The sequence below is a fragment of the Streptomyces sp. NRRL S-378 genome, assembly GCF_000720645.1.
Lineage (GTDB): Bacteria > Actinomycetota > Actinomycetes > Streptomycetales > Streptomycetaceae > Streptomyces.
Genome location: NZ_JOBX01000002.1, coordinates 105,538 through 130,316, shown reverse-complemented (window position 1 = coordinate 130,316; position 24,779 = coordinate 105,538). Strand labels below are relative to the sequence as shown.

At 75.5% G+C, this 24,779-nt stretch carries 12 protein-coding genes; 10 read left to right on the top strand and 2 right to left on the bottom strand.

Annotated features, from left to right (window positions below):
- The first annotated feature begins 94 nt into the window (after positions 1 to 94).
- From IH80_RS0102400 to IH80_RS0102370, 7 genes are all read left to right on the top strand, one after another.
- Entirely contained in the window at positions 95 to 1,783 is a 1,689-nt protein-coding gene (locus IH80_RS0102400; RefSeq protein WP_234432089.1) for a ricin-type beta-trefoil lectin domain protein, read from the top strand.
- 33 nt (positions 1,784 to 1,816) lie between these two features.
- Entirely contained in the window at positions 1,817 to 4,105 is a 2,289-nt protein-coding gene (locus IH80_RS0102395; RefSeq protein WP_051808682.1) for an alpha-N-acetylglucosaminidase, read from the top strand.
- Between the two features lie 236 nt (positions 4,106 to 4,341).
- Positions 4,342 to 4,686 (top strand): hypothetical protein, encoded by a 345-nt coding sequence (locus tag IH80_RS0102390; protein ID WP_051808680.1) that lies wholly within the window; start codon positions 4,342 to 4,344, stop codon positions 4,684 to 4,686.
- On the top strand, positions 4,679 to 5,713 hold the full coding sequence (locus IH80_RS0102385; protein WP_030957237.1) for a polyprenyl synthetase family protein: 1,035 nt from the start codon (positions 4,679 to 4,681) through the stop codon (positions 5,711 to 5,713). The genes IH80_RS0102390 and IH80_RS0102385 overlap by 8 nt, the downstream gene beginning before the upstream one ends.
- Before the next feature lie 139 nt (positions 5,714 to 5,852).
- Entirely contained in the window at positions 5,853 to 7,040 is a 1,188-nt protein-coding gene (locus IH80_RS0102380; RefSeq protein ID WP_051808678.1) for an oxygenase MpaB family protein, read from the top strand.
- 60 nt (positions 7,041 to 7,100) lie between these two features.
- Positions 7,101 to 8,690 (top strand): molybdopterin-dependent oxidoreductase, encoded by a 1,590-nt coding sequence (locus IH80_RS0102375; protein ID WP_051808676.1) that lies wholly within the window; start codon positions 7,101 to 7,103, stop codon positions 8,688 to 8,690.
- A 190-nt stretch (positions 8,691 to 8,880) separates the two neighbouring features.
- On the top strand, positions 8,881 to 10,059 hold the full coding sequence (locus IH80_RS0102370) for a serine hydrolase domain-containing protein (RefSeq protein ID WP_051808674.1): 1,179 nt from the start codon (positions 8,881 to 8,883) through the stop codon (positions 10,057 to 10,059).
- Between the two features lie 63 nt (positions 10,060 to 10,122).
- Here the strand turns inward: IH80_RS0102370 and IH80_RS0102365 are convergent, their stop codons facing one another.
- Both IH80_RS0102365 and IH80_RS0102360 read right to left on the bottom strand, forming a co-directional pair.
- Positions 10,123 to 11,400 (bottom strand): cytochrome P450 family protein, encoded by a 1,278-nt coding sequence (locus IH80_RS0102365; protein WP_030957230.1) that lies wholly within the window; start codon positions 11,398 to 11,400, stop codon positions 10,123 to 10,125.
- A gap of 131 nt (positions 11,401 to 11,531) precedes the next feature.
- On the bottom strand, positions 11,532 to 12,425 hold the full coding sequence (locus IH80_RS0102360; RefSeq protein WP_030957229.1) for a LysR family transcriptional regulator: 894 nt from the start codon (positions 12,423 to 12,425) through the stop codon (positions 11,532 to 11,534).
- A gap of 464 nt (positions 12,426 to 12,889) precedes the next feature.
- Between IH80_RS0102360 and IH80_RS0102355 the strand changes: the two genes are divergently transcribed.
- From IH80_RS0102355 to IH80_RS0102345, 3 genes are read left to right on the top strand one after another with little or no spacing between them, the layout of a single operon-like run.
- On the top strand, positions 12,890 to 19,855 hold the full coding sequence (locus tag IH80_RS0102355) for a type I polyketide synthase (protein WP_063757237.1): 6,966 nt from the start codon (positions 12,890 to 12,892) through the stop codon (positions 19,853 to 19,855).
- On the top strand, positions 19,848 to 24,464 hold the full coding sequence (locus IH80_RS0102350; protein ID WP_051808672.1) for a type I polyketide synthase: 4,617 nt from the start codon (positions 19,848 to 19,850) through the stop codon (positions 24,462 to 24,464). Before IH80_RS0102355 ends, IH80_RS0102350 begins: the two co-directional genes overlap by 8 nt.
- Positions 24,454 to 24,774: a hypothetical protein gene (locus IH80_RS0102345; RefSeq protein ID WP_037878637.1), complete on the top strand. Its 321-nt coding sequence runs from the start codon at positions 24,454 to 24,456 to the stop codon at positions 24,772 to 24,774. The genes IH80_RS0102350 and IH80_RS0102345 overlap by 11 nt, the downstream gene beginning before the upstream one ends.
- The last annotated feature ends 5 nt before the right edge of the window (positions 24,775 to 24,779 follow it).

Below are 24,779 nucleotides of genomic sequence, written 5' to 3'. Positions count from 1 at the left end.
CTGGTCATCGGCCGACAACCAGCGACTTGCGTTGACACTGAGTAGTCACCTCGCTGCACTGGGCGCACGACTGTCCCCACGTCAAGGAGACCCCGTGCCGCCTCGCCTGCGCGCAACGCTCCCCTGTCTGACCGCGGCCGCCCTGTTCGCCCTCGCGCTCTCCCCCGCCCCGGTGGCGGCCGAGCCCCGGGCGACCTCGGACACCCCGCTCGCGCTCACCCCTCCGATGGGCTGGAACAACTGGGCGCACTACATGTGCGACATCGACGAGGCCAAGGTGGTCGCCAACGCCGACGCGCTCGTCTCGACGGGGCTCGCCGCCAAGGGCTACGACACGGTGACCGTCGACGACTGCTGGATGACCAGGAGCCGGGACGCGCAGGGCAATCTGGTGGTCGACACCGCGAAGTTCCCGCACGGCATGGCCTGGCTGGGGGAGTACCTGCACGCCAAGGGCCTGAAGTTCGGCATCTACCAGGACGCCGGCTCCCTCACCTGCGAGAAGTACCCCGGCAGCGGCGCCCCCCAGGGCGGCGGCGCCGACCACTACGCCCGGGACGCACGGCAGTTCGCCTCCTGGAAGGTGGACTACGTCAAGATGGACGGCTGCAACCTGTGGGTGCCGGAGGGCCGCACCAAGGAGCAGGCCTACCGGGACGCCTACAACGCCGTCGCGAAGGCCCTGCGCGAGAGCGGCCGGGACATGGTCCTGTCGGCCTCCGCACCCGCCTACTTCCAGCAGGGCGAGTGGGGCGGCTCCGACTGGCACAAGGTGCTCGGCTGGGTCGGCGAGACCGGCCAGCTGTGGCGCGAGGGCAAGGACATCAAGGTCTACAACCCGGCCGCGCCCGCCACTTCGCGGTGGAGTTCGGTGCTGGGCAACTACGGCTACAACCGCTGGCTCGGGCGGTACGCGGGCCCCGGCAACTGGAACGACCCCGACTTCCTCCTCGCCGGCGCCCCCGGCCTCACGGCCGCCGAGAGCCGCAGCCAGGTGGCCCTCTGGGCCATGATGGCGGCCCCCTTCATCCTGTCCTCCGACGTCTCGAAGCTGACCCCGGCGGGACTCGCCGCCCTCGGCAACACCCGGATGATCGCGCTGGACCAGGATCCGATGGGCCGTCAGGGCGCCGTGGTCTCCTCCAACGCCACCTTCGAGATCCTGGTCCGCCCCCTCGCGAACGGCGACCGGGCGGTGGCCGTCCTCAACCGCTCGGCGAACACCCGCGACATCAGGGTCCCGCTCGACGAGATCGGCCTGAACGCGTGCACGGCCGACGCCCAGGACCTGTGGAGCGGTGCGCGCTCCGAGGTCTCCGACGCGCTGACCGGCAAGCTGGCCGGCCACGACACCGCCGTGTGGCGGCTGAGCCCGCGCGGCTGCGCCGAGGCCGTGCCGACCGGGCAGATCGTCGGTGACGGCGCCCGGTGCGCGGACGGCGCGAACACCAGCGGGGTCGGCGCCGTCGTGATGGCCGCCTGCACCGGAGCCCCCGACCAGCGGTGGTTCCTCGGCGACGACTCCCGCCTGCGGCTCGCCGGCGAATGCCTCTCGGCGGGCGAGGACGGCCTCGTCGAACTGGCCGACTGTGCGCCGCGACGCAGCGAGCAGCCCGGCCAGAGCTGGTCCCACCGCCGGGACGGCGCCCTCGTCGAGGAGGTCAGCGGCCTCTGCCTGACCGCACCCGCCGCGGCCGCCACCCCCGACGCCCCGGCGGAGCGGCTCCGGCTGAGCCCGTGCGGCGACCACCGGGTCGACCAGGCCTGGTCCCTGCCGGTCTGAGGCCGGAGTGAACGGATGAGGAACCCGACCCCGATGCCACGCCGCGGGCGCCGCCTGCCCGCCACCCGCCCGGCCGCCCTCGCCGCGCTGCTGGCCGTGATCTGCGCGGGGCCCGCCCCCGGGGCCACCGCCCCGGGCGCGGGCCCGCCCGCACCCGCCGCCGTACGGCCCCTGGAAGGGACGTCCGCGGACAGCCGCGCCCCCCGCGCCGCCGCGACCTTCGACACCGCACCCGCGCGGGCCGCCCTGCAACGGCTGCTCCCGCGGCACGCCGGGCAGTTCACCCTGGTGCCCGACCCGGCCGCGGGGGCCGACACCTTCACGGTGTCCGGGACCTCCGGCGCGATCACCGTGCGCGGCAGCACCGGAGCCACCCTGCTCACGGGCGTCGGCTGGTACCTCCAGCACGTCGCCGGGGCCGACATCGGCTGGCCCGGTGACAGCATCGGCATGCTGCCCGCCCGGCTGCCGGCCGTACCGGCACCGGTCACGCGCAGCGCGCAGGTCCCGCACCGGTATGCGCTGAACGACACCGACGACGGGTACTCGGGCCCCTACCGCACCTTCGAGGAGCACCAGCGGCAGATCGACCTGCTCGCCCTGCACGGCATCAACGAGGTGTTCGTGCAGGTCGGGGCGGAGTACCCGTACTACCGGGCGCTCCAGCGGTTCGGCTACTCCGCCGAGGAGCTGCGGCAGTGGGTCCCCGGCCCCGGTCACCAGAGCTGGTGGCTGCTGCAGAACCTCAGCGGCTTCGGCGGCCCGGTGTCCGAACGGCTGATGCGCGAACGCGCCGAGCTGGGCGGACGGATCGCCGACCAGTTGCGCGGGCTCGGCATGACGCCGGTGCTGCCCGGCTATTTCGGCACCGTGCCGCCCGGCTTCGCCACCCGCAACGCGGGGGCGGCCACGGTCGCGCAGGGCGACTGGGCGGGCTTCGACCGCCCCGACTGGCTGGATCCCGCCTCGCCGGTCTTCGCGAAGCTGGCCGCCGCCTACTACGCGGAGCAGCGCGCGGTGTTCGGGGACAGCACGATGTACCGGATGAGCCCGCTGCACGAGGGCGGGCAGACCGGCACCGTCGACGTCGGCGCGGCGGCGGGCGCCATCCAGGACGCCCTGCACTCCGCCCACCCCGGCGCGCTGTGGGCCGTACTGGGCTGGCAGGACGACCCGACCGCGGAGCTGCTGGCCGGCGTGGACACCTCGAAGCTGCTGATCCTGGACGGACTGTCCGACCGGTACAACCGGCTGGACCGCGAAGCCCGCTGGGGCGGCACCCCGTACGCGATGGGCACCATCTACAACTTCGGCGGACACACGACGATCGGCGCGAACACCTCGGTGTGGCTCGAACGCTTCGGCCCCTGGCGCGCCAAGGGCAACAGCGCGCTTGCGGGCATCGCCTACCTGCCGGAGGCCACCGGGACCAACCCGGCGGCGTTCGACCTCTTCACCGACCTCGCCTGGGATCCCGGGCCGATCGACCAGCGCGCGTGGTTCGCCGGTTTCGCGGCCCGCCGCTACGGCCGGCCCGACGCCGCGGCGGCCGCGGCCTGGGAGGAACTCCGCAAGGGGCCGTACAGCACCTCCTCGGGGCTGTGGTCGGAGTCCCAGGACAGCCTGTTCAGTGCCCGGCCCAGCCTGTCCGCGGTGGGGGCCGCGTACTGGAGCCCCAAGTCCATGCGCTATTCAGCCGGTTCGGTGCGCCGGGCCCTGGACCACCTCCTGGAGGTGGATCCGGCGCTGCGCGGCTCCAGCGCCTACCGCTTCGACCTGGTGGACACGGCCCGGCAGGCCCTCGCCAACCACTCGCGGGTACTCCTGCCGAAGATCAAGGCGGCCTACGAGGCGAAGGACCTGACCCGGTTCCGCGCGCTGACGGCCGAATGGCAGGACGGGATCCGGCTGTTGGACCAGGTGACCGGAGCCGACCCGAACTTCCTCCTCGGCACTTGGCTGGCGCGGGCCCGGTCCTGGGGCGCCGACCGGGCCGAGCAGGACCGGTACGAGTACGACGCGCGCTCGCTGCTGAGCGTGTGGGGCGGGCGCAGCACCAGCGAGGGTGGCTTCCTGCACGATTACGCGAACCGCGAGTGGAGCGGCCTGGTCTCGGAGTTGTACGCCCGGCGGTGGAACGCCCACTTCGCCGCGCTGGACGAGGCGCTGGTCCGCGGGGCCGCCCCGCGGGAGATCGACTGGCACGCCTTCGAGGAGGAGTGGGCCCGGCGGACCACCCGGCACCCGGACCGGCCGAGCGGGGACCCGTACCGGCTGGCCACGGCGGTCGCGGCGGCCCTCCCGGCGGCACCCGCCGGCTGACCGGGGCACGGACGGCCTACACCACCGGTGCCGGCGGGGACCGCCCCTCGCGGCGACGATCACCCTCGCGGTGGAAAGTCGGCGCTCGTGCGGGGGAGATCACCGGCTGCGGTTGGCCGCGCGGGCACGGCACTGGGTTGACTGGCCCGGAAGAGACCAGGGGCGGCCACCGGAGCGATCCGGTGGCCGCCCCTTCCGATGCCACGCGGCGCGACGCGACCAGGAGTGCACCGAGCATGTCCCAGACCGAACACGACCAGCCCCCCTACCAGCGGGAACAGGAGCGGCAGGAGCGGCCCTCGGGGGCCGGCTCCGCCGCCGCGTCCCTGGAACTGCTGACGCTGCTCGCCGCAGGTGTGGCCGACCTGGCCCTGGACCAGCTGCGGCAGACCGCCGACCGCGCACAGGACGCGCTGCGCCGGGCCGACCTGCGCGAACTGCTCACCGACGGCGTGGTGGAGCTGCGCAAGCGCGGCGAACTCGCCACCCGCCGGGCGGGCATGGGCGAAGAGAACTACCTGGAGACCATGGCCCGGCGCGCCGCGGCACAGAACACGTCCGAGGGCCGGCCCTGTGCATGACCACACCGGCTTCAAGGAGCGCATCGACGAGGTGCTGGTCCGGCTGGCCGACGAGGAGGAGCGGGCCCTGCTCGGTCTGCACGCGGAACTCAGCCCGCTCTCGGAGCAGTTACGCCGGTCCCTGGCGTGCGGCAAGCGGATCCGGGCCGCGTTCCTGTACTGGGGGTGGCGGGCGGCGGGTCAGCCGGACTGCGAGGGGGTGATCCGGGCCGCGGCCGCGATGGAACTCGTCCACGCGGCGGCCTGCACCCACGACGACATCATCGACGACAGCCGGATGCGGCACGGGCAGCTCACGGCGCACGCCGCCTTCGCCGCGAACGGGCAGCGCTCCACCGCCCTCGCCATGATCCTCGGCGACCTGCTGATGGGGTACGCCGGGCACGTCTTCACCTCCTGCGGGCTGCCCGGGGCCTACCTGGCCCGGACCGTCCCCCTGTGGTCCACCCTGCTCCGCGAGACGATGGCGGGCGAGTTCCTGGAGGTGCTGCGCACCGAGGCGACAGCCGACCGGACTCCGCTGGTGGCGGAGTCGCTGGAGGTCGCCCGCTTCAAGACGGCCAAGTACACGGTGGAGCGGCCGCTGCACCTGGGTGCCACCCTCGGCGGCGGGTCCCGCGCCCTGCTGGACGCCTTCTCCGGCTACGGCCTCCCGCTCGGCGAGGCCTTCCAGCTGCGCGACGACCTGCTGGGGACCTTCGGCGACCCCGCACGGACCGGCAAGTCGAACCTGGACGACCTGCGGGACGCCAAGCCCACGGCGCTGCTCGCGCTGACCGTGGCGGCGTCCGGGCCCGACGACCGCCGGCTGCTGGCGAAGCTGGTCGGGAACCCGGAGCTGGGCGAGGAGGAGGCCTCCTCGGTCCGCCGGCTGATGGAGCGGTGCGGGGCCAGGCAGCAGGTCGAGGACATGATCCGTGAACGCATCGGCCGGGCCGAGGCCGCCCTGGACCTCGCCGCGATGCCCACGGAGGCCCGGTCCGCGCTGAGCGGGCTGGCCGCGACGGCCGCCGACCGCTCCCTGTAACCGCCCCTGCCGCCCCATCCGCCTCCGGCACCCTCCGGGCGCCCTCCCTCCGCACACCCCGCCGCCGCGGCAGCCGCCCCGGCCCGCCCGGCCCCGGCTCGGCCGCCCCGCACCCGAAGACACGACAAGGACGACCGCCGTGAACACCAACGCCACCACGACCGCACCCCCGCGCGCCCGGTACGACCACGCCGCCCTCGACGCCCTGAGCACGCAGGGTGATCCGCTCGCCGACGAGACCGTCGCCGAGATGTTCCGCCGCGGGGAGGTCGGCGACCTCAACACCCTCATGCGGTTCTTCACCACCACCGGTGACAAGCTCCCCGAGCAGCTCCCGGCCTCCGCACGCGCCTACTTCGAGGCGACGTCCATGCCCCCGAGCTGGGTGGACTGGGACGTGATGGAACAGGCCAGGCTGTTCTTCATGGACAACGCGGCCCACATCAACACCGGCCTGTCCTTCGCGGCCATGCCCGCGACCTACGCCGTCCCCCGGCTCTCCCGGCTGCTCGCCTCGACGCACTCCATGGCGTACCCCTCCCGGCGGATGGCCAACACCGGGCAGTTCGTCACCTACCTCATGCAGACCAACTCCTTCGCCGAAGGAAGCAAGTTCATCCCCGCCGCGCAGAAGGTGCGGCTGCTGCACGCGGCGGTCCGCCACCACCTGCGCCACGGCGGCCACTGGGACGTCGAGAAGGACGGAGTGCCCATCTGCCAGGAGGACATGATCGGAGGCCAGATCTGTTTCTCGCTGCTGGTCCTCGACGCCATGCACCGGCTCGGCATCCACATGAGCGAGGAAGGCGCCGAGGCCTACTTCTACGCCTGGCGCGTCGTGGGCGCCATGCTCGGCTGCGACATGTCGGCCGTTCCGGAGAGCCTCACCGAGGCCCGCGACTACTGCGACCTGTACCTCCTGCGCAACCTCGGCCCCTCCCCCGAGGGCGTCCGCCTCAACGCCCAGCTGATGCGCATGTACGAGGACGTGGTCCCGGGCACCTTCTTCGACCCGATGGTCCCGGCAACCGTCCGGTTCCTCGTCGGCGACACCATCGGCGACTGGCTGGAGATCCCGCGCACCGCCTGGGACACGGCGGCCAAGGCGGTGCCGGTGTTCCTGGGGCTGCTGGAGACGATCGAGGACAGCAGCCCGTACGCGGAGTGGGCGCTCGACAAGGCGGGCTCGCTGCTCTCCGGCTTCGAGCTGGCCTCCCTCACCCGGGGCCGGGTGATGCACCACGCCATCCCCGCGGAGCTGAAGAGCGACTACGGGGTGAAGCCGCCGCGCACCGGGCGCTGGGTGCCGCCGGCGCCCGTGCACTGACCCGTGCCGCGCCCCCGTGGCGACGGCGCACCGCCCGGGGGCGCGGGGCACACTGGCGGTGTGAGGGCAGACCCGAGCGGTTCCGGGAGGCCGCGGCGGGCGGTGGGCGTCGGCTGCGGAGTCGTCGCCGCGTTCGCCGGGCTCGCTGTGGCGGAGCTGGTCACGGCTGCGGTCCGGCCCGAGTCCTCCCCGGTGACCGCCGTCGGCGCGGCGGCCGTCGACGTGACACCGGTGGCCGTCCGGGAGTGGGCCATCGGCCTGTTCGGCACCGCCGACAAGGCGGTGCTGACGCTCGGCATCGTCGTGGTGCTGGCCGCGGTCGCCGCCGGGGCCGGGCTGCTCGCCGTACGCCGCCCTCCCGCGGGGATCGCGGTCGCGGGCGGTTTCGGGCTGCTGGGGGCGGTGGCCGCGCTCAGCCGGCCGGAGGCGTCCTGGCAGGACGCGCTGCCGTCCCTGGCCGGCGGCCTGACCGCGGCCGCGGTGCTGGGGCTGCTGGTGACGGCGGCCGCGCGGCCCCGGCCCGCCGGGTCGCCGCCCGGGGGTGCCTGGGCGATGGACCGGCGCGGATTCGGCCGGCTGGTCGTCGGCGTCCTGGCGGTGTCGTCCGCCGCCGGTCTCGGCGGGCGGCGCCTGGGCGCCCACGGCTCGTCCGGAGCGACCGCCTCCCGGGCCCGTCTCGTCCTCCCCCGGCCCGCCGTCCCCGCGCCGCCGGTACCGTCCGGCGCGGACCTGCGGGTGCCCGGGCTCTCCCCCTTCCTCACCCCCGTCCACGACTTCTACCGGGTGGACACCGCCCTGGTCGTGCCCCGTGTGGACGCAGGGACCTGGCGGCTGCGCATCCACGGCGAGGGCGTGCCGCGGCCCCTCACCCTCGGCCTGCGGGAGCTGCTCGCCCGCCCGCTGGTCGAGCACGACATCACCCTGACCTGCGTGTCGAACGAGGTCGGGGGCCCGTACGCGGGCAACGCCCGCTGGCTCGGAGTACCGCTGGCGGACCTGCTCCGCGAGGCCGGGGTGCGGCCGCCGTCCCTGGGCGGCCCGGCCGACCAGCTCGTGGCCCGGTCCGTCGACGGCATGACGCTGGGCACCCCGGTCGAGACGGTCATGGACGGCCGGGCGGCTCTGCTGGCCGTCGGCATGAACGGTGAACCGCTCCCCTTCGCGCACGGCTTCCCCGTCCGGATGGTCGTACCGGGGCTGTACGGCTACGTCTCCGCCTGCAAGTGGCTCGCCGAGCTGCGGCTGACGACCTTCGCCGCGTACGACGCCTACTGGGTGCGCAGGTCCTGGGCGCAGCAGGCTCCCGTCAAGACCCAGTCGAGGATCGACACACCGCGCCCGTACGCGGCCCTGCGTCCGCGCCGGGTGGCCGTGGCGGGGGTGGCGTGGGCGCAGCACCGGGGGATCCGGCGGGTGGAGGTACGGGTGGACGGCGGCCCGTGGCAGGAGGCGCGGCTCGGTGACGCGGACGGCGTGGACACGTGGCGGCAGTGGGTGTGGCACTGGGAGGCGACCGCCGGACCGCACACGCTGGAGGTCCGCGCCACGGACGGTTCGGCCACCGTCCAGACGGGGGTCCGCCGCGGCACCGTGCCGGACGGGGCGACGGGGTGGCACACGGTGCGGGTGAACGTCCGGGCGCTGGGCTGAGCCCCGGCGCCGCTCCGGCCCCGGGGCCGCGGCAGCGGCGGGCGGGCGGCGTACGCGCGGTTCCGTCGTCCGCGTCACCCGTGGAACGCCTCCGGCGTGCGACGGGTGGGGGCGCTGGTTAGCCTGCCGGGACGAGGCCTGCACTCGCGAGGCGGGTGACTTCGCCTTCCGATCCGCAGGGAGGCACGCCGTGCGACACTCCAGGACCTTCGCCCTCACCTGTCTGGGCGCCCTGCTGCTGGGCTCCACGCTCGCGGGCGGCTATCCGTCCGCGGACGCCGGGAACGCCGCCCGGCAGTGCCCGGCGGGCCAGATCTCGAAGGGCGGCACGTGCCTGCCGGGTGACACGGAGGAGTTCACCGCGCGGCAGGTCGCGGACGCTCTGGCGAAGTACGAGCTCACCGCGGCGATGGCCGGGGTGTGGGTCGACGGCGAACGCGTCACGGCCGCCGCGGCCGGGGAGACGATGACGGGCTTCCCCGCGACGACGGACATGCGGTTCCGCATCGGCTCGGTGGCGATCCCCTACATGACGACCGAGCTGCTCAAGCTGGTCGAGGAGGGCAGGGTCACGCTCGACGACAAGCTCTCGCGCTGGCGCCCGGACCTCCCGCACGCCGACGCGATCACGCTGAAGATGCTGGCGTCCGCCTCCTCCGGGTACGCGGACTACGTCACGGACAAGGCCTTCATCGCCGCCCTCTACAAGGACCCCTTCCGGCACTGGACCGGGGAGGAGCTGGTGCGGATCGCTGTCTCCCGGCCCATGGCCCGGCCGCCCGGTTCGGGATTCGCCTACTCGCACGCCAACTGGGTGCTCCTGGGCGACATCATCTCCCGGGTGGAGCAGCGGCCCCTGGGCGAAGTGATGCGCGAGAACGTCCTCGAGCCGATGGGCCTGACCCACACCGCCGTCTCGTCCAGGGCCGAGATCCCCGCGCCGGTACTGCACGGCTTCGACAACGAGCGGGGCGTGTTCGAGGACTCCACCTACTGGGATCCGTCGTGGACGGTGGCGGAGGGGGCGGTGATGACCGCGACGCTGGAGGACATGGCGAAGTCCTTCACGGCGATCGGCCAGGGGAAGCTGCTGACGCCCGAGTCGCACAGGCTCCAGGTGACTCCGGTCGTCAAGATCAAGGGGAACGCGTGGTTCGCCCTGGGTCTGCCGGTGGAGAACACCTGGATCGTCCAGAACCCGTCGTTCGCGGGCTACGCGGGCACGGTCGCCTACCTGCCGTCCCGGAAGCTCGCCATCGCGACGGTGGCGACCCAGGGCCTCGGCAGCACCATCCAGAACGCCAGCTCGAACGTGCTCCAGGCGATCGCCGCCCACCTGGCGCCGGAGCGGCCGCTCACCCTGGGCTGACGGAGGGACCGCCCGCCGGGACCGGGTCCCGGCGGGCGTCGCGGGGTGGGGGCGGAGCGGGGGTCAGGGGCGGCGCAGGCGGACCGGCAGGGTCTCGACGCTGTTGCCGATGAAGCTGCGCTGATGCGGGAGTTCGGCCTCCGGGGTGGCGAGGTCGAGGTCGGGGAAGCGGGTGAACAGCCGCTCCAGGGCGGTGGTGGCCTCCAGGCGGGCGAGCGGGGCCCCCACGCAGTAGTGGGCCCCGTGCCCGAAGGAGAGGCTGCGGGAGGCGGTGGGACGGGTGATGTCGAAGCGGTCGGCGTCCGGGCCGTGGAAGCCCTCGTCCCGGCCGGCCGCGGTGTAACCGGCGAGGACCGGGGTGCCCTGCGCGATGACGGTGCCGTCGACGGTCAGGTCACGGGTGGGGTAACGGAAGGGGAACCAGCTGACGGGGCCGTCCCAGCGCAGCGTCTCGTCCACGACGTCCGACCAGGTCGCCTTCCCCTCCAGGACGAGGGCCAGCTGGTCCCGGTGCGTGCACAGGGCGCGGACGGCGTTGCTGATGAGGTTGAGGGTGGTCTCGTGGCCCGCGACGAGCATCAGGCGCATGGTGCCGATGAGTTCGGCCTCGCTGAGGCGGTCGCCGTCGTCCTCGCGGGCGGCGATCAGGGCACTGGTGAGGTCCTCGCCGGGGGCCGCCCGCCGGGTCGCGGCGATCGTGCCCATCAGTTCGACGAGCTCGCGCACGGCCGCCATCGCCTCGGCCGGGGTGGTGTCGGTCGCGATGATCACCTTGTGGGACAGGTGGTGCAGGCGTCCCCGGTGCTCGGGGTCGACGCCGAGCAGCTCGCAGATGACGCTCATCGGGAGCGGGAGGGCGACGTGCTCGCGCAGGTCGGCGACCCCGTCGGGGGATCCTGCCGCGGCCCGGTCGAGGCCGGCGAGGAGTTCGGCGGTGAGTTCCTCGACGCGCGGGCGCAGGCGTTCCACCTGGCGGGCCGTGAAGGCCTTGCCGACCAGGGCCCTCAGCCGGCGGTGGTCCTCCTCGTCGGCGGTGTGCATGCCCTGGGCGTTGGCGAAGGCCCGCAGCGGCCAGTCGCGGGGGATGCTTCCGTCGTGCAGACCGGGGAAGTGCCGGGCGTCCTTGGCCACTTCGGGGTGGGCGAGGAACTCCTTCAGCGCGTCGTGGCCGAGGACGACCGCTCCGGGCACCCCGCCGGGGAGCACGACCTGTGCGACCGCGCCCTGCTCGGCGCGCAGCCGGGCGTTGAGGGCGTGGGGGCAGCCGCCGGCGGGGTCGATCACGTACGGGTTGTCCGGGCCGGCCGGGGTGTGCGGGACGGGTGCGGTGTGCGACGACAAGCCGGATCTCCTGATCTGATGGACGAAACTCGGTCAACAGTGGGACCCGGGGGCCTGGTTGACAAGCCCGTGCCCGTCACGTCCCGGGTCGGGGTCGGGGCGATGGCGGCGCCGTGGGGCGCACGGCGGCGTCAGCGCACGGGCTCCCGGACCGGGGCCTTGTGCCCGGCCTGTGCGATGAACGCCCGGGCGGCGCGGCTCAGCGGCCGCCGGGCGTGGGCGATGCCCACCGGGCGCAGCAGGGGCGGGGTGAAGGAGCGGATCTCCGCACGGCTCCCGAACGCCCTGGACACCACGTCCCGGTACCAGATGAGCGATCCCCGTCCGTCCGTCACACCCGTCACCCAGGCGAGGCGTTCGTCGACTTCGAGGGAGGGCACGGGCCGTACCCCGAGGCAGCTGAACATGGCTTCCATCTCGGTGCGCCGGCCCGTCCCGGGGGTGGGAAGCACCATCGGCAGCCCGTCGAGGACGCGGAACGGCACCGGGTCGGGCAGCCGGGATCCGGCCGGCGAGATCAGGACGACCTCGCGTTCCTGGATGAAGTGGGTGGAGAGTTCCTTGTCGATGGGCAGGTCGACCAGGGCCAGCTCCGACCGCCCCCGGGTCAGCGCCTCGACCAGCGCCTCCCGGCTGCTGTGCTGCTGGAGCCGTACGTCGACGTTGGGGTGGCGTTCGGTGAAGGCGACGATCAGGTCGGCGGCCAGGTCCAGGGCGAGGGTGGGTGTGCTGACGAGGGTGAGCACCGCCCCGGTGTCCTTGCCGTGCGCGATGCCGATGTCGTCGATGGCCTCCACCGCGTTGAGCACGGTGCGGGCCAGCCGGACGACCCGGGCCCCCTCCGGTGTGAGGTCCACCCCCCTTCCCCGGCGGGCGAGGAGCTCGACGCCCAGGTCCCGTTCCATGGCCTGGACGGCCCGGGACAGGGCGGACTGGGCGACGAAGACCGAGGCCGCGGCAGCGGTGATGGACCGGCAGTCCGCGACGGCGACGAGGTACCGGAGCTGCGCGAGGGTGGGGGTCATGACCGGACGGTAACCGCGCGGGGCCGTACCTGTAAGGGCGCGTCCGGTGAACAACCGGCCGTCATTGACGTGACGTTCATGCCCGGTCGGTCGTCAGGCATACCGGTGCGGCATGCCCGGAGGCGTGCCGTACGCCGGCCCGTGCGGCCGGCCCTTCCCGGCGGGGCGGCGATCCCCGCAGGTCAGCGCCGCGGCGGGGGTGGGTCGTGGCGCCATCGGCGGGGCGCTCGGGGAGGCTCCGGGGTGCCGATAATGCGTAGCGCCTTGTTCCGCACGGCTGTTGACAGTGCACAGCGGCCCCCGCACGATGCATCGCGGCGTCCGGGTGTTTGACCATCGTTCAAGCCCGCCGCGTCCCCCGGCTGCGCCGCCCGCAGCCCGCCCGCCGTCCGCCGGCCCGCCCGTCCTCCCGTTCTTCCGTCCTGCCTTGCGGCATGTCACACAGCACTGGAAGAGGAGCGCTCGTGATCCCCCATCCCCCACAGTCGCCCGCCCTCCGCGACCTCGTCGTCGCGGTGAGCCCCTTCGAGGAGCCCCGTCCGGGGATCGTGACCGCCGCCGACCGTGCCGGGGCCCTCGGGCTGCTCGATCTCGGACGGGACGCGGACGCCGCCCGCCGCGCGCTCGCCGAGCTGGACCGCCGGCTCGCCCCGGCCTGCCGCGGCACCGGTCCCGACACGGGCGCGGGTACGGGCGCGGGCGCGGGCCGGTACGGCGTGCGGGTCCCCACCGGCTGTCCGCTCGGGCCGGGGGACCTTCCGCCCGGGGTGGACACGGTGCTGCTCGCCGACCCCGGCTCGCTCACCCCTCGCACGGTTGCCGCCTGGGCCGCGGCGGCGGGGCGGCCCAGGGTGTGGGCCGAGGTCACCGGCCCCGCGGAGGCGGCCACCGCGGTGGCCGCCGGGGTGCACGCCCTCGTCGCCAAGGGACACGAGGCCGGCGGCCGGGTGGGCGGGAGCACCACCTTCGTGCTGCTCCAGCAGCTCCTCGGGGACCCTGCGATCGCCCTGCCGGTACTGGTCTGCGGGGGGATCGGGCCGCACACGGCGGCCGCGGCCGTCGCTGGCGGTGCCGCCGGGGTGCTGCTCGACGCACAACTGGCCCTGACCGTCGAGGTCGAGGAGGACCTGCCGTCCGAAGTGGCGTCCGCACTCCGGACGATGGACGGCTCGCAGACCCGTGTCGTCCACGGACACCGGGTGTTCGCCCGGCCCGGCCTGCCCCTGCCCGAGGGACCGGTGCCCACCCTGCTCGGCGCCCGGGACCTGCGCAGCCAGCTCCTGCCCGTCGGCCAGGACGGGGCGTGCGCCGCCCGGCTGGCCGCCCGCCACCGGACCACCGGCGGCGTCCTGCGGGCCGTACGGGAAGCCGTCACCGGGCACCTGGCGGACGCCGTACGGGCCGAGCCGCTCCGGCGGCCGCTGTCCGTCACGCAGGGACCGATGACCCGGGTGAGCGACCGGGCCGCCTTCGCCGAGGCGGTGGCCGCCGCGGGCGGGGTGCCCCACCTCGCGCTGGCCGTCATGGAAGGACCCGAGGTACGCCGGCTCCTCGCCGAGACCTCCGAGCGGCTCGGGGACCTCCCGTGGGGCGTGGGTCTGCTCGGCTTCGCCCCGCCCGAGCTGCGCAGGCAACAGCTGGCGGCCGTGACCGGGGCCCGTCCCCCGTACGCGATCATCGCGGGCGGCACCCCGGCGCAGGCGGCCCCGCTGGAGGCGGCCGGGATCCGCACCCACCTGCACGTGCCCTCACCGGGCCTGCTGGAGCGGTATCTCGCGCAAGGGGCACGCCGGTTCGTCTTCGAGGGCCTGGAGTGCGGGGGGCACGTCGGGCCGCGCGCCTCGTTCCCCCTCTGGGAGGAGCAGATCGAGCTGCTGCTGCGCTCCTGCCCCGACCCGGCCTCCCTGGACCTGCTGTTCGCGGGCGGGATCCACGACGAGCGGTCCGCCGCGATGGCGGCCGCGGCCACGGCTCCGCTGGCCGCGCGCGGCGCGCGCGTCGGGGTGCTGATGGGCACCGCGTACCTGTTCACGGAGGAGGCCGTGACGGGGGGCGCGGTTCTGCCGGGCTTCCAGCGCGCGGCGCTGGAGTGCGCGGACACCGTCCTGCTGCACACCGCGCCGGGACACGCCACCCGCTGCGCGTCCACCCCGTACGCCGCGACCTTCGAGGCGACCCGGCAGCGGCTCGCCGACAGCGGCGTCGAACCGCGGGAGATGTGGGAGGAGCTTGAGCGGCTGAACCTGGGACGGCTGCGGATCGCGAGCAAGGGCCTGCGGCGGCCGCCCGGCGGGGGCCCGCCGGAGCCCGTCCCCGAGGAGGGGCAGGCGGCGGACGGGCTGTTCATGCTCGGCCAGGCCGCGACCCTGCGCACGCGGACCACCACGGTCGCGGCCCTGCACGAGCAGGTCACCAACGGCGCCACCGCGTGGCTGGAGCGGCGGGCCGAGGAGCTGACGGCCGGCGGCGGCACGCCGGAGGTCACGGCCGACCCCCTCGACATCGCCATCGTGGGCATGGCATGCGCGTACCCGGGCGCGCCCGACCTCGCCGCCTACTGGGCGATGGTCCTCGCCGGGAGGGACGCGGTCACCGAGGTCCCCGCCGAGCGCTGGAACGCCGAGCTGTACTACGACGCCGACCCGGCCCGGGCCGGGGAGCGCACACCGTCCCGCTGGGGCGGCTTCCTCGGCCCGGTCCCCTTCGACGCGCTCGCGCACGGCATTCCGCCCGCCTCCCTCTCCGCGATCGAACCGGTGCAGCTGCTGGCCCTGGAGATCTCGGCGCGGGCCCTCGGCGACGCCGGCTACGGCAGGGACCGCGCCTTCGACCGCTCCCGGACCTCGGTGGTCTTCGGGGCGGAGGCGGGCACCGAACTGGCCGGCGCCTACGGACTGCGGGCCCTGCACCCCGCCTACCTCGGTGACCTCCCGCCCGCCCTGGACGAGCAGCTGCCGCGGCTCACCGAGGACTCCTTCCCCGGGATCCTCGCCAACGTCATCGCCGGCCGGGTGGCCAACCGCCTCGATCTCGGCGGCGCGAACTGCACCGTCGACGCCGCCTGCGCCTCCTCGCTCGCAGCACTCGACCTCGCCTGTCGGCAACTGCGCGACGGCGACAGCGACATGGTGCTGTGCGGCGGCGCCGACGTGCACAACGGCATCAACGACTACCTGATGTTCGCCTCCGTCCACGCCCTGTCCCCCGGCGGCCGCTGCCGGCCCTTCGACGCGGCCGCCGACGGGATCGCCCTCGGCGAAGGCGTCGGCGCCGTCGTGCTGAAGCGGCTCGCCGACGCGGAACGCGACGGCGACCGGGTGTACGCCGTGATCAAGGCGGTGGGAGCAGCCAGCGACGGCCGGTCCCTGGGCCTGACCGCCCCGCGCCCCGAGGGCCAGCGCCGGGCCCTGGAACGGGCGTACGCACGAGCGGGCATCGCCCCGGCCGACGTCGGTCTCGTCGAGGCGCACGGCACCGGCACGGTCGTCGGCGACAGCACCGAACTGGCCGTGCTGAGCGACCTGTTCACCGCTTCCGGGGCCACCGCCGGGGCCTGCACGCTGGGCTCCGTCAAATCGCAGCTCGGGCACACCAAGTGCGCGGCCGGACTGGCCGGGCTGATCAAGGCCGCCCGGGCGGTGCACGCGGGCGTACGGCCGCCCACCCTCCACATCTCCACGCCGAACCCGGCCTGGCGGGCGGAGACCAGCCCCTTCTCCTTCGAGACCGAACCCCGGCCCTGGGCGGTGCCCGCGCGGCACCGCGTCGCCGGTGTGAGCGCCTTCGGCTTCGGCGGCACCAACTACCACGCGGTACTGGCCGGTTACGACGGAACGCCCGAACCCCGGCACGGCCTGGAGGAGTGGCCCGCCGAACTGTTCTGCTTCCGCGGCCCGGACCGCCCGTCGGCGGCCCGCGCGATGGCGCGGCTCGCCGCGCGGCTGGAGGAGAACGACACGGCCGGACGGCCGTGGACCCTGCGGGACCTCGCGGCCGAGACGGCCCCGGGCGACGCGCCCGTGGCCGTGGCGGTGGTGGCCTCGGACCTCGACGAACTGGCGGCCCGGCTGGAGCGGGCCCGGTCCTTCACCGCGGGCCCCGGGGTACACGTACGGGCCGAGGGGGCGGAGCCCGGCCGGGTGGCCTTCCTGTTCCCCGGTCAGGGCAGCCAACGACCCGGCATGCTCGGCCCGTTGTTCACGTCCTTCCCCCGCCTTCGCGGCCTGCTGGACACGGCCGACCCGGACGTGGTGGCGGCGATGTTCCCGCCGGCGGCGTTCACCGCCGAGGGGCGGTCCGCGCAGCGGGCGGCGGTCACCGACACCCGGGTGGCCCAGCCGGCCCTCGGACTGGCCGGGGCAGCGGCGCACCTGCTGCTCGGTGAACTCGGCGTACGGCCGGACTGCACGGCGGGGCACTCGTACGGCGAACTCACCGCCCTGTGGGCGGCGGGGGCCTACGACACGCGGAGCCTGCTCCGGCTGAGCGCCCGTCGCGCCGAGGCTATCCTGGCGGCGGCTGGCACGGACCCCGGCGGGATGGCGGCGGTGTCGGCCGCGCCGGAGGAGGTCCGGGACCTCGCCGCCCGCGCGGGATGCGTGGTGGCGAACCACAACGCGCCCCGGCAGTGCGTGATCTCGGGCCCGTCGGCGGCCGTCGCCACGGCGGTGGCGGCCCTGCGCGCGGCGGGCCTGTCCGCGCAGCCGATCCCGGTGGCCTGCGCGTTCCACAGCGGGGTGGTGGCGGGGGCGGCGGCTGCGCTGGCCGCGGAACTGGCGCGGACGACGGTGACCGCTCCGGAGATCCCGGTCTGGTCGAACACGACGGCCGAGCGGTACCCGGCGACGGCCGACGGGGTACGGGGCCTCGCGGCACGCCAGGTGGCGGAGCCGGTCCGGTTCGTGGAGCAGGTCGAGTCCCTGTACGCGGCCGGTGTCCGGACCTTCGTGGAGGCGGGCCCCGGGCGGGTCCTGACCGGCCTCGTCGGCCGGATCCTCGGCGAGCGACCGCACACGGTGGTCCCGCTGGACGTCCCCGGCGAGCACGGCCTGCTCCGCCTGGTCACGGCCCTGGCCGAACTGGCGGCTGCGGGCGTGCCGGTGGCGCCGGAGGCGCTGTTCCGCGGCCGGGCCTCCCGCCTCCCGGACCGCGCCCCGCGCCGCCCGGGCTGGCTGGTCGACGGCCACCTGGTCCGCACCGCGGACGGCACCCCCGTCCGAGGCGGCCTCCAGCCGGCCCGCCGCGTACCGAACGCAACGGCGACGACGGCACCCCGCACGGGGGTGCCCCGCACGGAAGGGGACACGGCGATGCCCGACGAAGGCGCGTGGTCCACGCTCGGCGGCGCGGCAGCCGCCCCTGCCGCCGACCGGCGCGAGGAGACCGTGCTGGAGTACCTGCGCGGGGCCCGCGCCCTGGTGGAGGCACAACGGGACGTCGTGTTGGCCTACTTGGGCATGCCCGACGGCCCGGGCGGTTCCGGTGGGGTCGGGAGCGTGCCGGGGCGGTCCCCGCAGGGCGCCGGACGCACCGCTGCCCCGCCGTCCGGCCCCGAGAACCCTCCGGCGCCCGAGGAGACGCCCCGGAGCGCGCCCGGCCCCGCCGGAGCCACCCCCACCGAGGCCCCCGGCACGGGACCCCGCACCGCCCGCGAGGTCATGGACGTGGTCCTGGAGATCGTCCACCTCCGGACCGGCTACCCGCTGGACATGCTCGACCCCGACCTGGACCTGGAGGCGGACCTCTCCATCGACTCCATCAAGCGCGTCGAGATCATCGGAGCCCTCGCCGACCGCGTCGGCCTCCCCGGGGCCCCCGGCCCGGACGGCTCCGCCGAGTCCGCGGTCGAGGAGCTGTCCCGGATCAAGACCCTGCGCGGCGTCGTGGACTGGGTCACCTCCCACACCGCCGGCGACCCAGCCGCCGGACCGGAACCCGCCGCACCACCCGTCGCCCGGCTCCGCGTGGACCTGTCACCCCTCCCGCCGGCCGAGGGTGATCCGGCCACCCTGCACGGCCTGCGGATCGGGATCGTCGAGGACGACCAGGGCCTCGCGCGCGCCCTGGGCGCCGCCCTGGAGGCCCTGGGCGCCGAACCGCGGATCCTCCCCACGCCCGAGGCCGGGCTCGACGGCATCGTCGACCTGTCCCCGCTGCGGGCGGGAACCGAACCCGTACTGCCCGACGCCTTCCCGGGCCTGCGCAACGCCCTGACCGGCGGCACCCCACGCCTCCTGCTCGTCAGCGCCCACGGCGGCCCCGGCAGCCCCGGCGGAGCCGGACTGCACGGCTTCGCCCGCTCCGCCGCCCTCGAATTCCCCTCCGCGCTGGTGCGCGCCGTGGACGTCCACCCCAAGGAGGACCCGGAGCGCGTCGCCACGCAGCTCGTCCGCGAACTCGCCACGGCTGCCACGGACGCCCCCGCCTCCGTCGGCTACACCCCCGAGGGGGCCCGCGTCGCCCGCCGACCCGTGCCCGCTCCCCTGTCCGCCCCCGACGGGCCCCGCCCGGCCCTCCTGGACCCGGGCTCGGTGGTCCTCCTCACGGGCGGGGCCCGCGGGATCACCGCCCGCACGGCGCTCGCCCTGGCCCGTGCCACCGGATGCCACATCGAACTCGTGGGGCGCACGCCCCGGCCGCCCCTCGACCCCGACGCGTTCGGGCAGGCCCAGGACCGCGTGGCGCTGCGCGCCGCCCTGATCGCGTCCGGACTGCGCAAGCCCGCGGAGATCGAGGCGGCGGCCTCGCGGATCCTCGCCGAACGCGAGGTACGCACCACCCTCGCCGCCCTCGCCACGGTGGCGGCCTCCGTCCGCTACCACTGCGCCGACGTCACCGACGAGCGGGCCGTACGGGCGGTCGTGGCCGCCGTACGGGAGCGCCACGGCCGGCTCGACGGCATCGTGCACGGCGCGGGGATCCTGCGGGACGGGCTGCTGCGCGACAAACGGCCGGCGGACTTCAGCGAGGTGTTCGCCACCAAGGTGACCGGCGCCCGGCATCTGGCCGCCGCTGCCGCCGAACACGGGACATGGCCCGCCCCCCGCTTCCTGGCCCTGTTCGGGAGCGTCGCGGGGGTCTACGGGAACCGGGGCCAGAGCGACTACGCCGCGGCCAACGACGCCCTCGACGGCCTCGCGCACGCCTGGGCGGAGTCCTTCCCCGGCCGGGTCCTGTCCGTCGACTGGGGTCCCTGGGCGGCCGAGGCGGGCGGGATGGTCACGCCCGAGCTGGAACGCGCCTACGCCCGGCGCGGCGTCCCGCTCCTCCCGCCGGACGCGGGCACCGCGGCCTTCCTCGACGAACTGGCCCGCGGGAGCGACGTACAGGTCGTTCTGATGGCGCAGGAGGCACAGGAGATGCAGGAGGCGCACGTGACACAGGCGGCAGAAGAGGTACAGGCGGTACAGGAGGGCCGCGGCCATGCCTGAGGGCGTCCGGCGGCCACGACAGGACGGCGGCGGCCCCCGCCCGACCGACGCCGCGATCGTCGGGATGGGCGCGGTGTTCCCCCGAGCCGCCGATCTGGCCGCCTACCGCCGCAACCTCCTCGCCGGTACGGACTGCATCGGCGAGGTCCCGCCCGAACGCTGGGACCCGGACGTCTACTACGCACCGGAGGCCGCCGCCGGGCCCGCGGCCGCCGACCGCTTCTACTGTCGGCGCGGCGGCTTCGTCGACGGCCTCGCCTCCTTCGACCCGACCCGGTTCGGGATCATGCCGGCCGCCGTGGAGGGCGCCGAGCCCGACCAGATGCTGGCCCTGCACGCGACGGCCGAGGCGATCAGCGACGCCGGCGGCGAGGACCGGCTGCCGGCCGACCGCTCGCGGATCGGGGTGGTGCTGGGCCGGGGCGGATTCATGGGCGTTGCCACGGCCCGCCTCGACCAACGGGTGCGCACGGCGCACCAGCTGGCACAGACCCTGCGGGAGCTGGCGCCGGAGCTGGGTGAGCGGCGGATCGCGGAGGTGCGCTCGGCGTTCCAGGACGCGCTGGGACCGCAGCGGCCCGACGCGTCGATCGGGCTGGTCCCCAGCTTCACGGCGGCCCGGACGGCGAACCGGCTGGACCTGCGCGGGCCCGCCTACACGCTCGACGCGGCCTGCGCCTCCTCCCTGCTGGCGGTGGACCAGGCAGTGGGGCTGCTCGCCGCGGGGCGCTGCGACGCGGTGGTCGCGGGGGCGGTGCACCACTGCCACATCGCGACGCTGTGGAGCGTCTTCACCCAGCTGCGGGCGCTCAGCCCGAGCGAGCGCATCCGGCCCTTCGACCGCAGGGCCGACGGGACCCTGCTGTCCGAGGGCACCGGGGTGGTCCTCCTCAAACGGCTGGCGGACGCGGAGCGGGACGGCGACCGCGTGTACGCGGTGGTCCGCGGCACGGGCGTGGCCGGGGACGGCCGGGCGGCGAGCCTGATGAGCCCCCTGGTCGCGGGCCAGGTACGGGCGCTGGAGCGGGCCTGGCGGGAGGCCGGCCTGGACCCGCGGGCGCCGGGCGCGCTGGGTCTGCTGGAGGCGCACGGCACCGGCACGCCGGTCGGGGACGCCGCCGAACTCGACACGCTCGCGCAGGTTTTCGGCCCGCCGGGCCCCGAGGGACCCGGGATCGGCTTCGGTTCCGTGAAGTCGATGCTCGGGCACACGATGCAGGCCTCGGGCATGGCCGGGCTGATCAAGGCCGCGCTCGCGGTGCACGAGGGGGTGCTGCCGCCGACGCTGCACCTGGAGGAACCCCACCCGGACCTGGCCCGGACCCGGATGCGGCCGGTGACCGCGGCGCTGCCGTGGGAGCGCGGTCCCGCGCCGCGCCGGGCCGGGGTCAACGCCTTCGGTTTCGGTGGGATCAACGCGCACGTGGTGCTGGAGGAGGCTCCGGCGGCGGCGCGCCCGCGGCTTCCCGTGCGCCGGACCCTGCCGCTGGGCGGCACGGCCGCGCCCGTCGGTCCGGCCGCACGCGGCGACGTACTCCTGATCGGGGCGGACTCCCCTGCGGAGCTGTCGGAGCGGCTGGCGGCCGCCTCACCCGTGTCCGGGGGCGACGGGCCCTGCCGGGTCGCGGTGGCCGGGCCGACGCCGCAGCGGCTCGCGCTGGCGGCGAAAGTGGTGGCGCGCGGCCGCCCGTGGCGGGGGCGCGGCGACGTGTGGTTCGCGCCGCAGCCGCTCGGCGGACGGGTGGCGTTCCTCTTCCCGGGTCTGGAACCGGAGTTCGCGCCGGTGGTCGACGACGTCGCGGAGCGGTTCGCACTGGCGCCGCCCCGCCTGACCCGGGGTGCCTCCCTCGTGGAACGGGCCCTGGACGCGATCGCGACCGGCCGCCTGTACGCCCGGGTGCTGCCTGCCCTGGGCGTCGAGGCGGACGTACTGGCCGGCCACAGCCTGGGCGAGTGGGCGGCGATGGTGGCGGCCGGCATGTATCCGCAGGAGGCCGCGGACACCTTCCTGGACTCGCTGCGCCCGGGCGACCTGAGGGTCCCGGACCTCGTGTACGCGGCCCTGGGCTGCGGCGCGGACCGGGCGGGGGCCGCGCTGCACGGCATGGACCGCGTGGTGGTCAGCCACGACAACTGCCCGCACCAGTCGGTGGTCTGCGGCGAACCGGACCAGGTGGCGGCGGTGGTCGCGCGGCTGCGCGCCGACGGGGTCCTCGGCCAGGAACTGCCGTTCCGTTCGGGTTTCCACACCCCGATGTGGGAGCCGTACCTCGGCCAGGTCCGCGCGGCCTTCGACCGGCTGCCGCTGCGGCCCGGGACGCTCCCCGTGTGGTCGGCGACGACGTGCGCGCCGTTCCCGTCCGACCCGCGGGACGTACGGGACCTGGTGGTGCGTCACCTCCTGGAGCCGGTCCGCTTCCGCGAGCTGGCCCTGCGGCTCCACGAGGAGCAGGGCGTGCGCACCTTCGTCACCCTGGGGCCCGGGAGCCTGCCGGGGTTCGTCGAGGACACCCTGCGCGGCCGCCCCCACCTCTCGGTGTCCACCTCTTCGCCCCGGCTCGGCGGTCTCGCGGCGCTCGACCGCACCTGCGCCGCGCTCTGGGCCGAGGGCCACGCGGTGTTCCCCGCGGGAGGCCCGGGGCTCGATGCCGCGGCCGGCTCCACGCCGGACGGGGCGCCCGTGCCACCGGGGAGGGTCCGGGCCGGCGCCGGGGACGGCCCGGTGGGCGCCGGGGCGGGACGCGCCATGGCCCTGGACCTCGGTTCGCCGCTGGTGCGACTGGGTGGGCCGGCCCGGGCCTCCCTGGCCGGACTCCTCGCTCCGGCCGCTGCCGCCGCCCCTGCCGCGCCGACTGTGGACCGGCCGGTACTGCTGTCCGCGCTGGACACCGTACTCGCCGGCACCGAGGCGGCCGCCCGGGCCGTGACCGAGGCGTGGGCGGCACCGGGAACCGTGCCCGGACCGGGGAGCGGGGTGGCTGCGGGCGCCGGTGGGACGCGGACGGTGCGGTTCTCCCTGGACGCGCTGCCCTACGTGCGGGACCACTGCGTGTACCTCCAGCCCGACGGCTGGCCCGAGGACTCCGACCGGTTCCCCGTCGTGCCCATGACCACCATGCTGGAACTGGCCGCCGAGGCCGCCCGGCAGTACGTACCGCCCGGCCTCGTCGTCGTCGGCCACGAGGACGTACGGGCCCTGCGCTGGCTCGCCGTCGAGCCGGCCGTGGACGTCGCGGTCTCCGTCCGCCCGGACGGGCCCGGCCGGATGCGCGTCACTCTCGGCGAATACGCCTCGTTGGTCGTCCTGTTCGGCGACGGGTACGGCGAACCGCCCGCGCCCGACGGGACTCCGCTGCGCGGCGCCGGGCCGGCCCCCGTCAGCGCCGAGGCGCTCTACCGCGACCGGTGGATGTTCCACGGCCCGCGGTTCGCCGGTGTGCACGAGGTCCGGACGGTCGGCTCGGACGGTGTCCACGGGGTGCTGCGGGCCCTGCCCGACCCCGGTGCGCTCCTCGACGCCGCCGGGCAGCTCTTCGGGCACTGGATGCAGCTGCGGCTCCCGGTGGACCGGCTGGTGTTCCCGGCCACCGTGGACCGCGTCCGCTTCCACGGCCCCCCGCCGGCCCCGCTGGAGCTGATCGAGGCCACCGCCCGGATCCGTTCCGTGCAGGACGTCACCGTGCGCGGGGACGTCGAGCTGCGCCGGCCCGGCGGCGGGGTGTGGGCCTGGATCGAGGGGTGGACGTACCGTCGCTTCGGCGCCGACGAGCGGGTCTGGCCGATGAAGTTCACCCCGGAGGTCTGCGGCATCGGCGAGCCCCGGCCCGAGGGCTGGTGCCTGGCCCGGCGCCGCTGGAGCGATCCCGCCTCGCAGGAGCTGGTGATGCGCCGCTACCTCGGTGCCGCCGAGCGGGAGGTCTACGGGCGGCTGGCGCCGCGGGCCCGTGTGCCCTGGCTGCTGGGCCGGATCGCGGCCAAGGACGCGCTACGCGGGCTGCTGTGGGACGGCGGGGCCGGACCGGTGTTCCCCGCCGAGGTACCGGTCGGCAACGACCCGGCCGGCCGGCCGCTGGCCCAGGGGCCGCTCACCCGCGGCTTCCGGCTGTCGATCGCCCACAAGGACCGGATCGCGGTCGCCCTCGCCCATCCCGGCCGGCCCGTCGGCATCGACGTCGAGCCGGTGACCGCCGACCCGGACGCACTGGTCCGGATCGCCCTCGGGCCGGGTGAACTCCGGCTCGCCGAACGCCTCGCCGCCCGCGGGGACACCGGCCTGGCGGCCTCGCTCACCGCGCTGTGGTGTGCGAAGGAAGCCGCCGCTAAGGCGGACGGCGCCGGGCTGGGCGGCCGGCCCCGGGACTGGCGGGTGACCGGTGACCCGGATACCGGCGGCCTGCTCGTGACGTCCCCGGACGGCACTGCGTACCCGGTCCGCACCACCCTGCTCACCGGCCCACCACTGACCGGCCCACCGTTGCCCGGATCGCCGCTCACCGGATCGCCCCCCACCGGCGCACCGCCCGATCACGTCGTCGCCTGGACCGCGCACCCCTCGGCGGCGGCGCCCGCCGTCCCCTTCCACCTCACGGAGACCCGTCATGGCACCTGACATCCTCGCCGAGATCACCGGCATGCTCGTGGAGATCGTCGGCGACGAGTACCTCCTCGCGGAGGAGGTCACGATGAAGACGACGTTCAACGAGGACCTCGCCCTGGAGAGCGTCGAGTTCGTCGCCCTCGCCGAACTGCTCCACCATCGCTACGGCGCCGACGTGGACCTGATGGGCTTCCTCGCGGAGAAGGACATGGACGCCATCCTGGCCATGTCCGTCGGTGAACTCGTCCACCACATCGGCCGGGTCACGGCGGCGTCCCTGGCCCGGGTCCCGGCGGGCGGTTCGCCCGCGTCGGCCGGCTGAGCCCG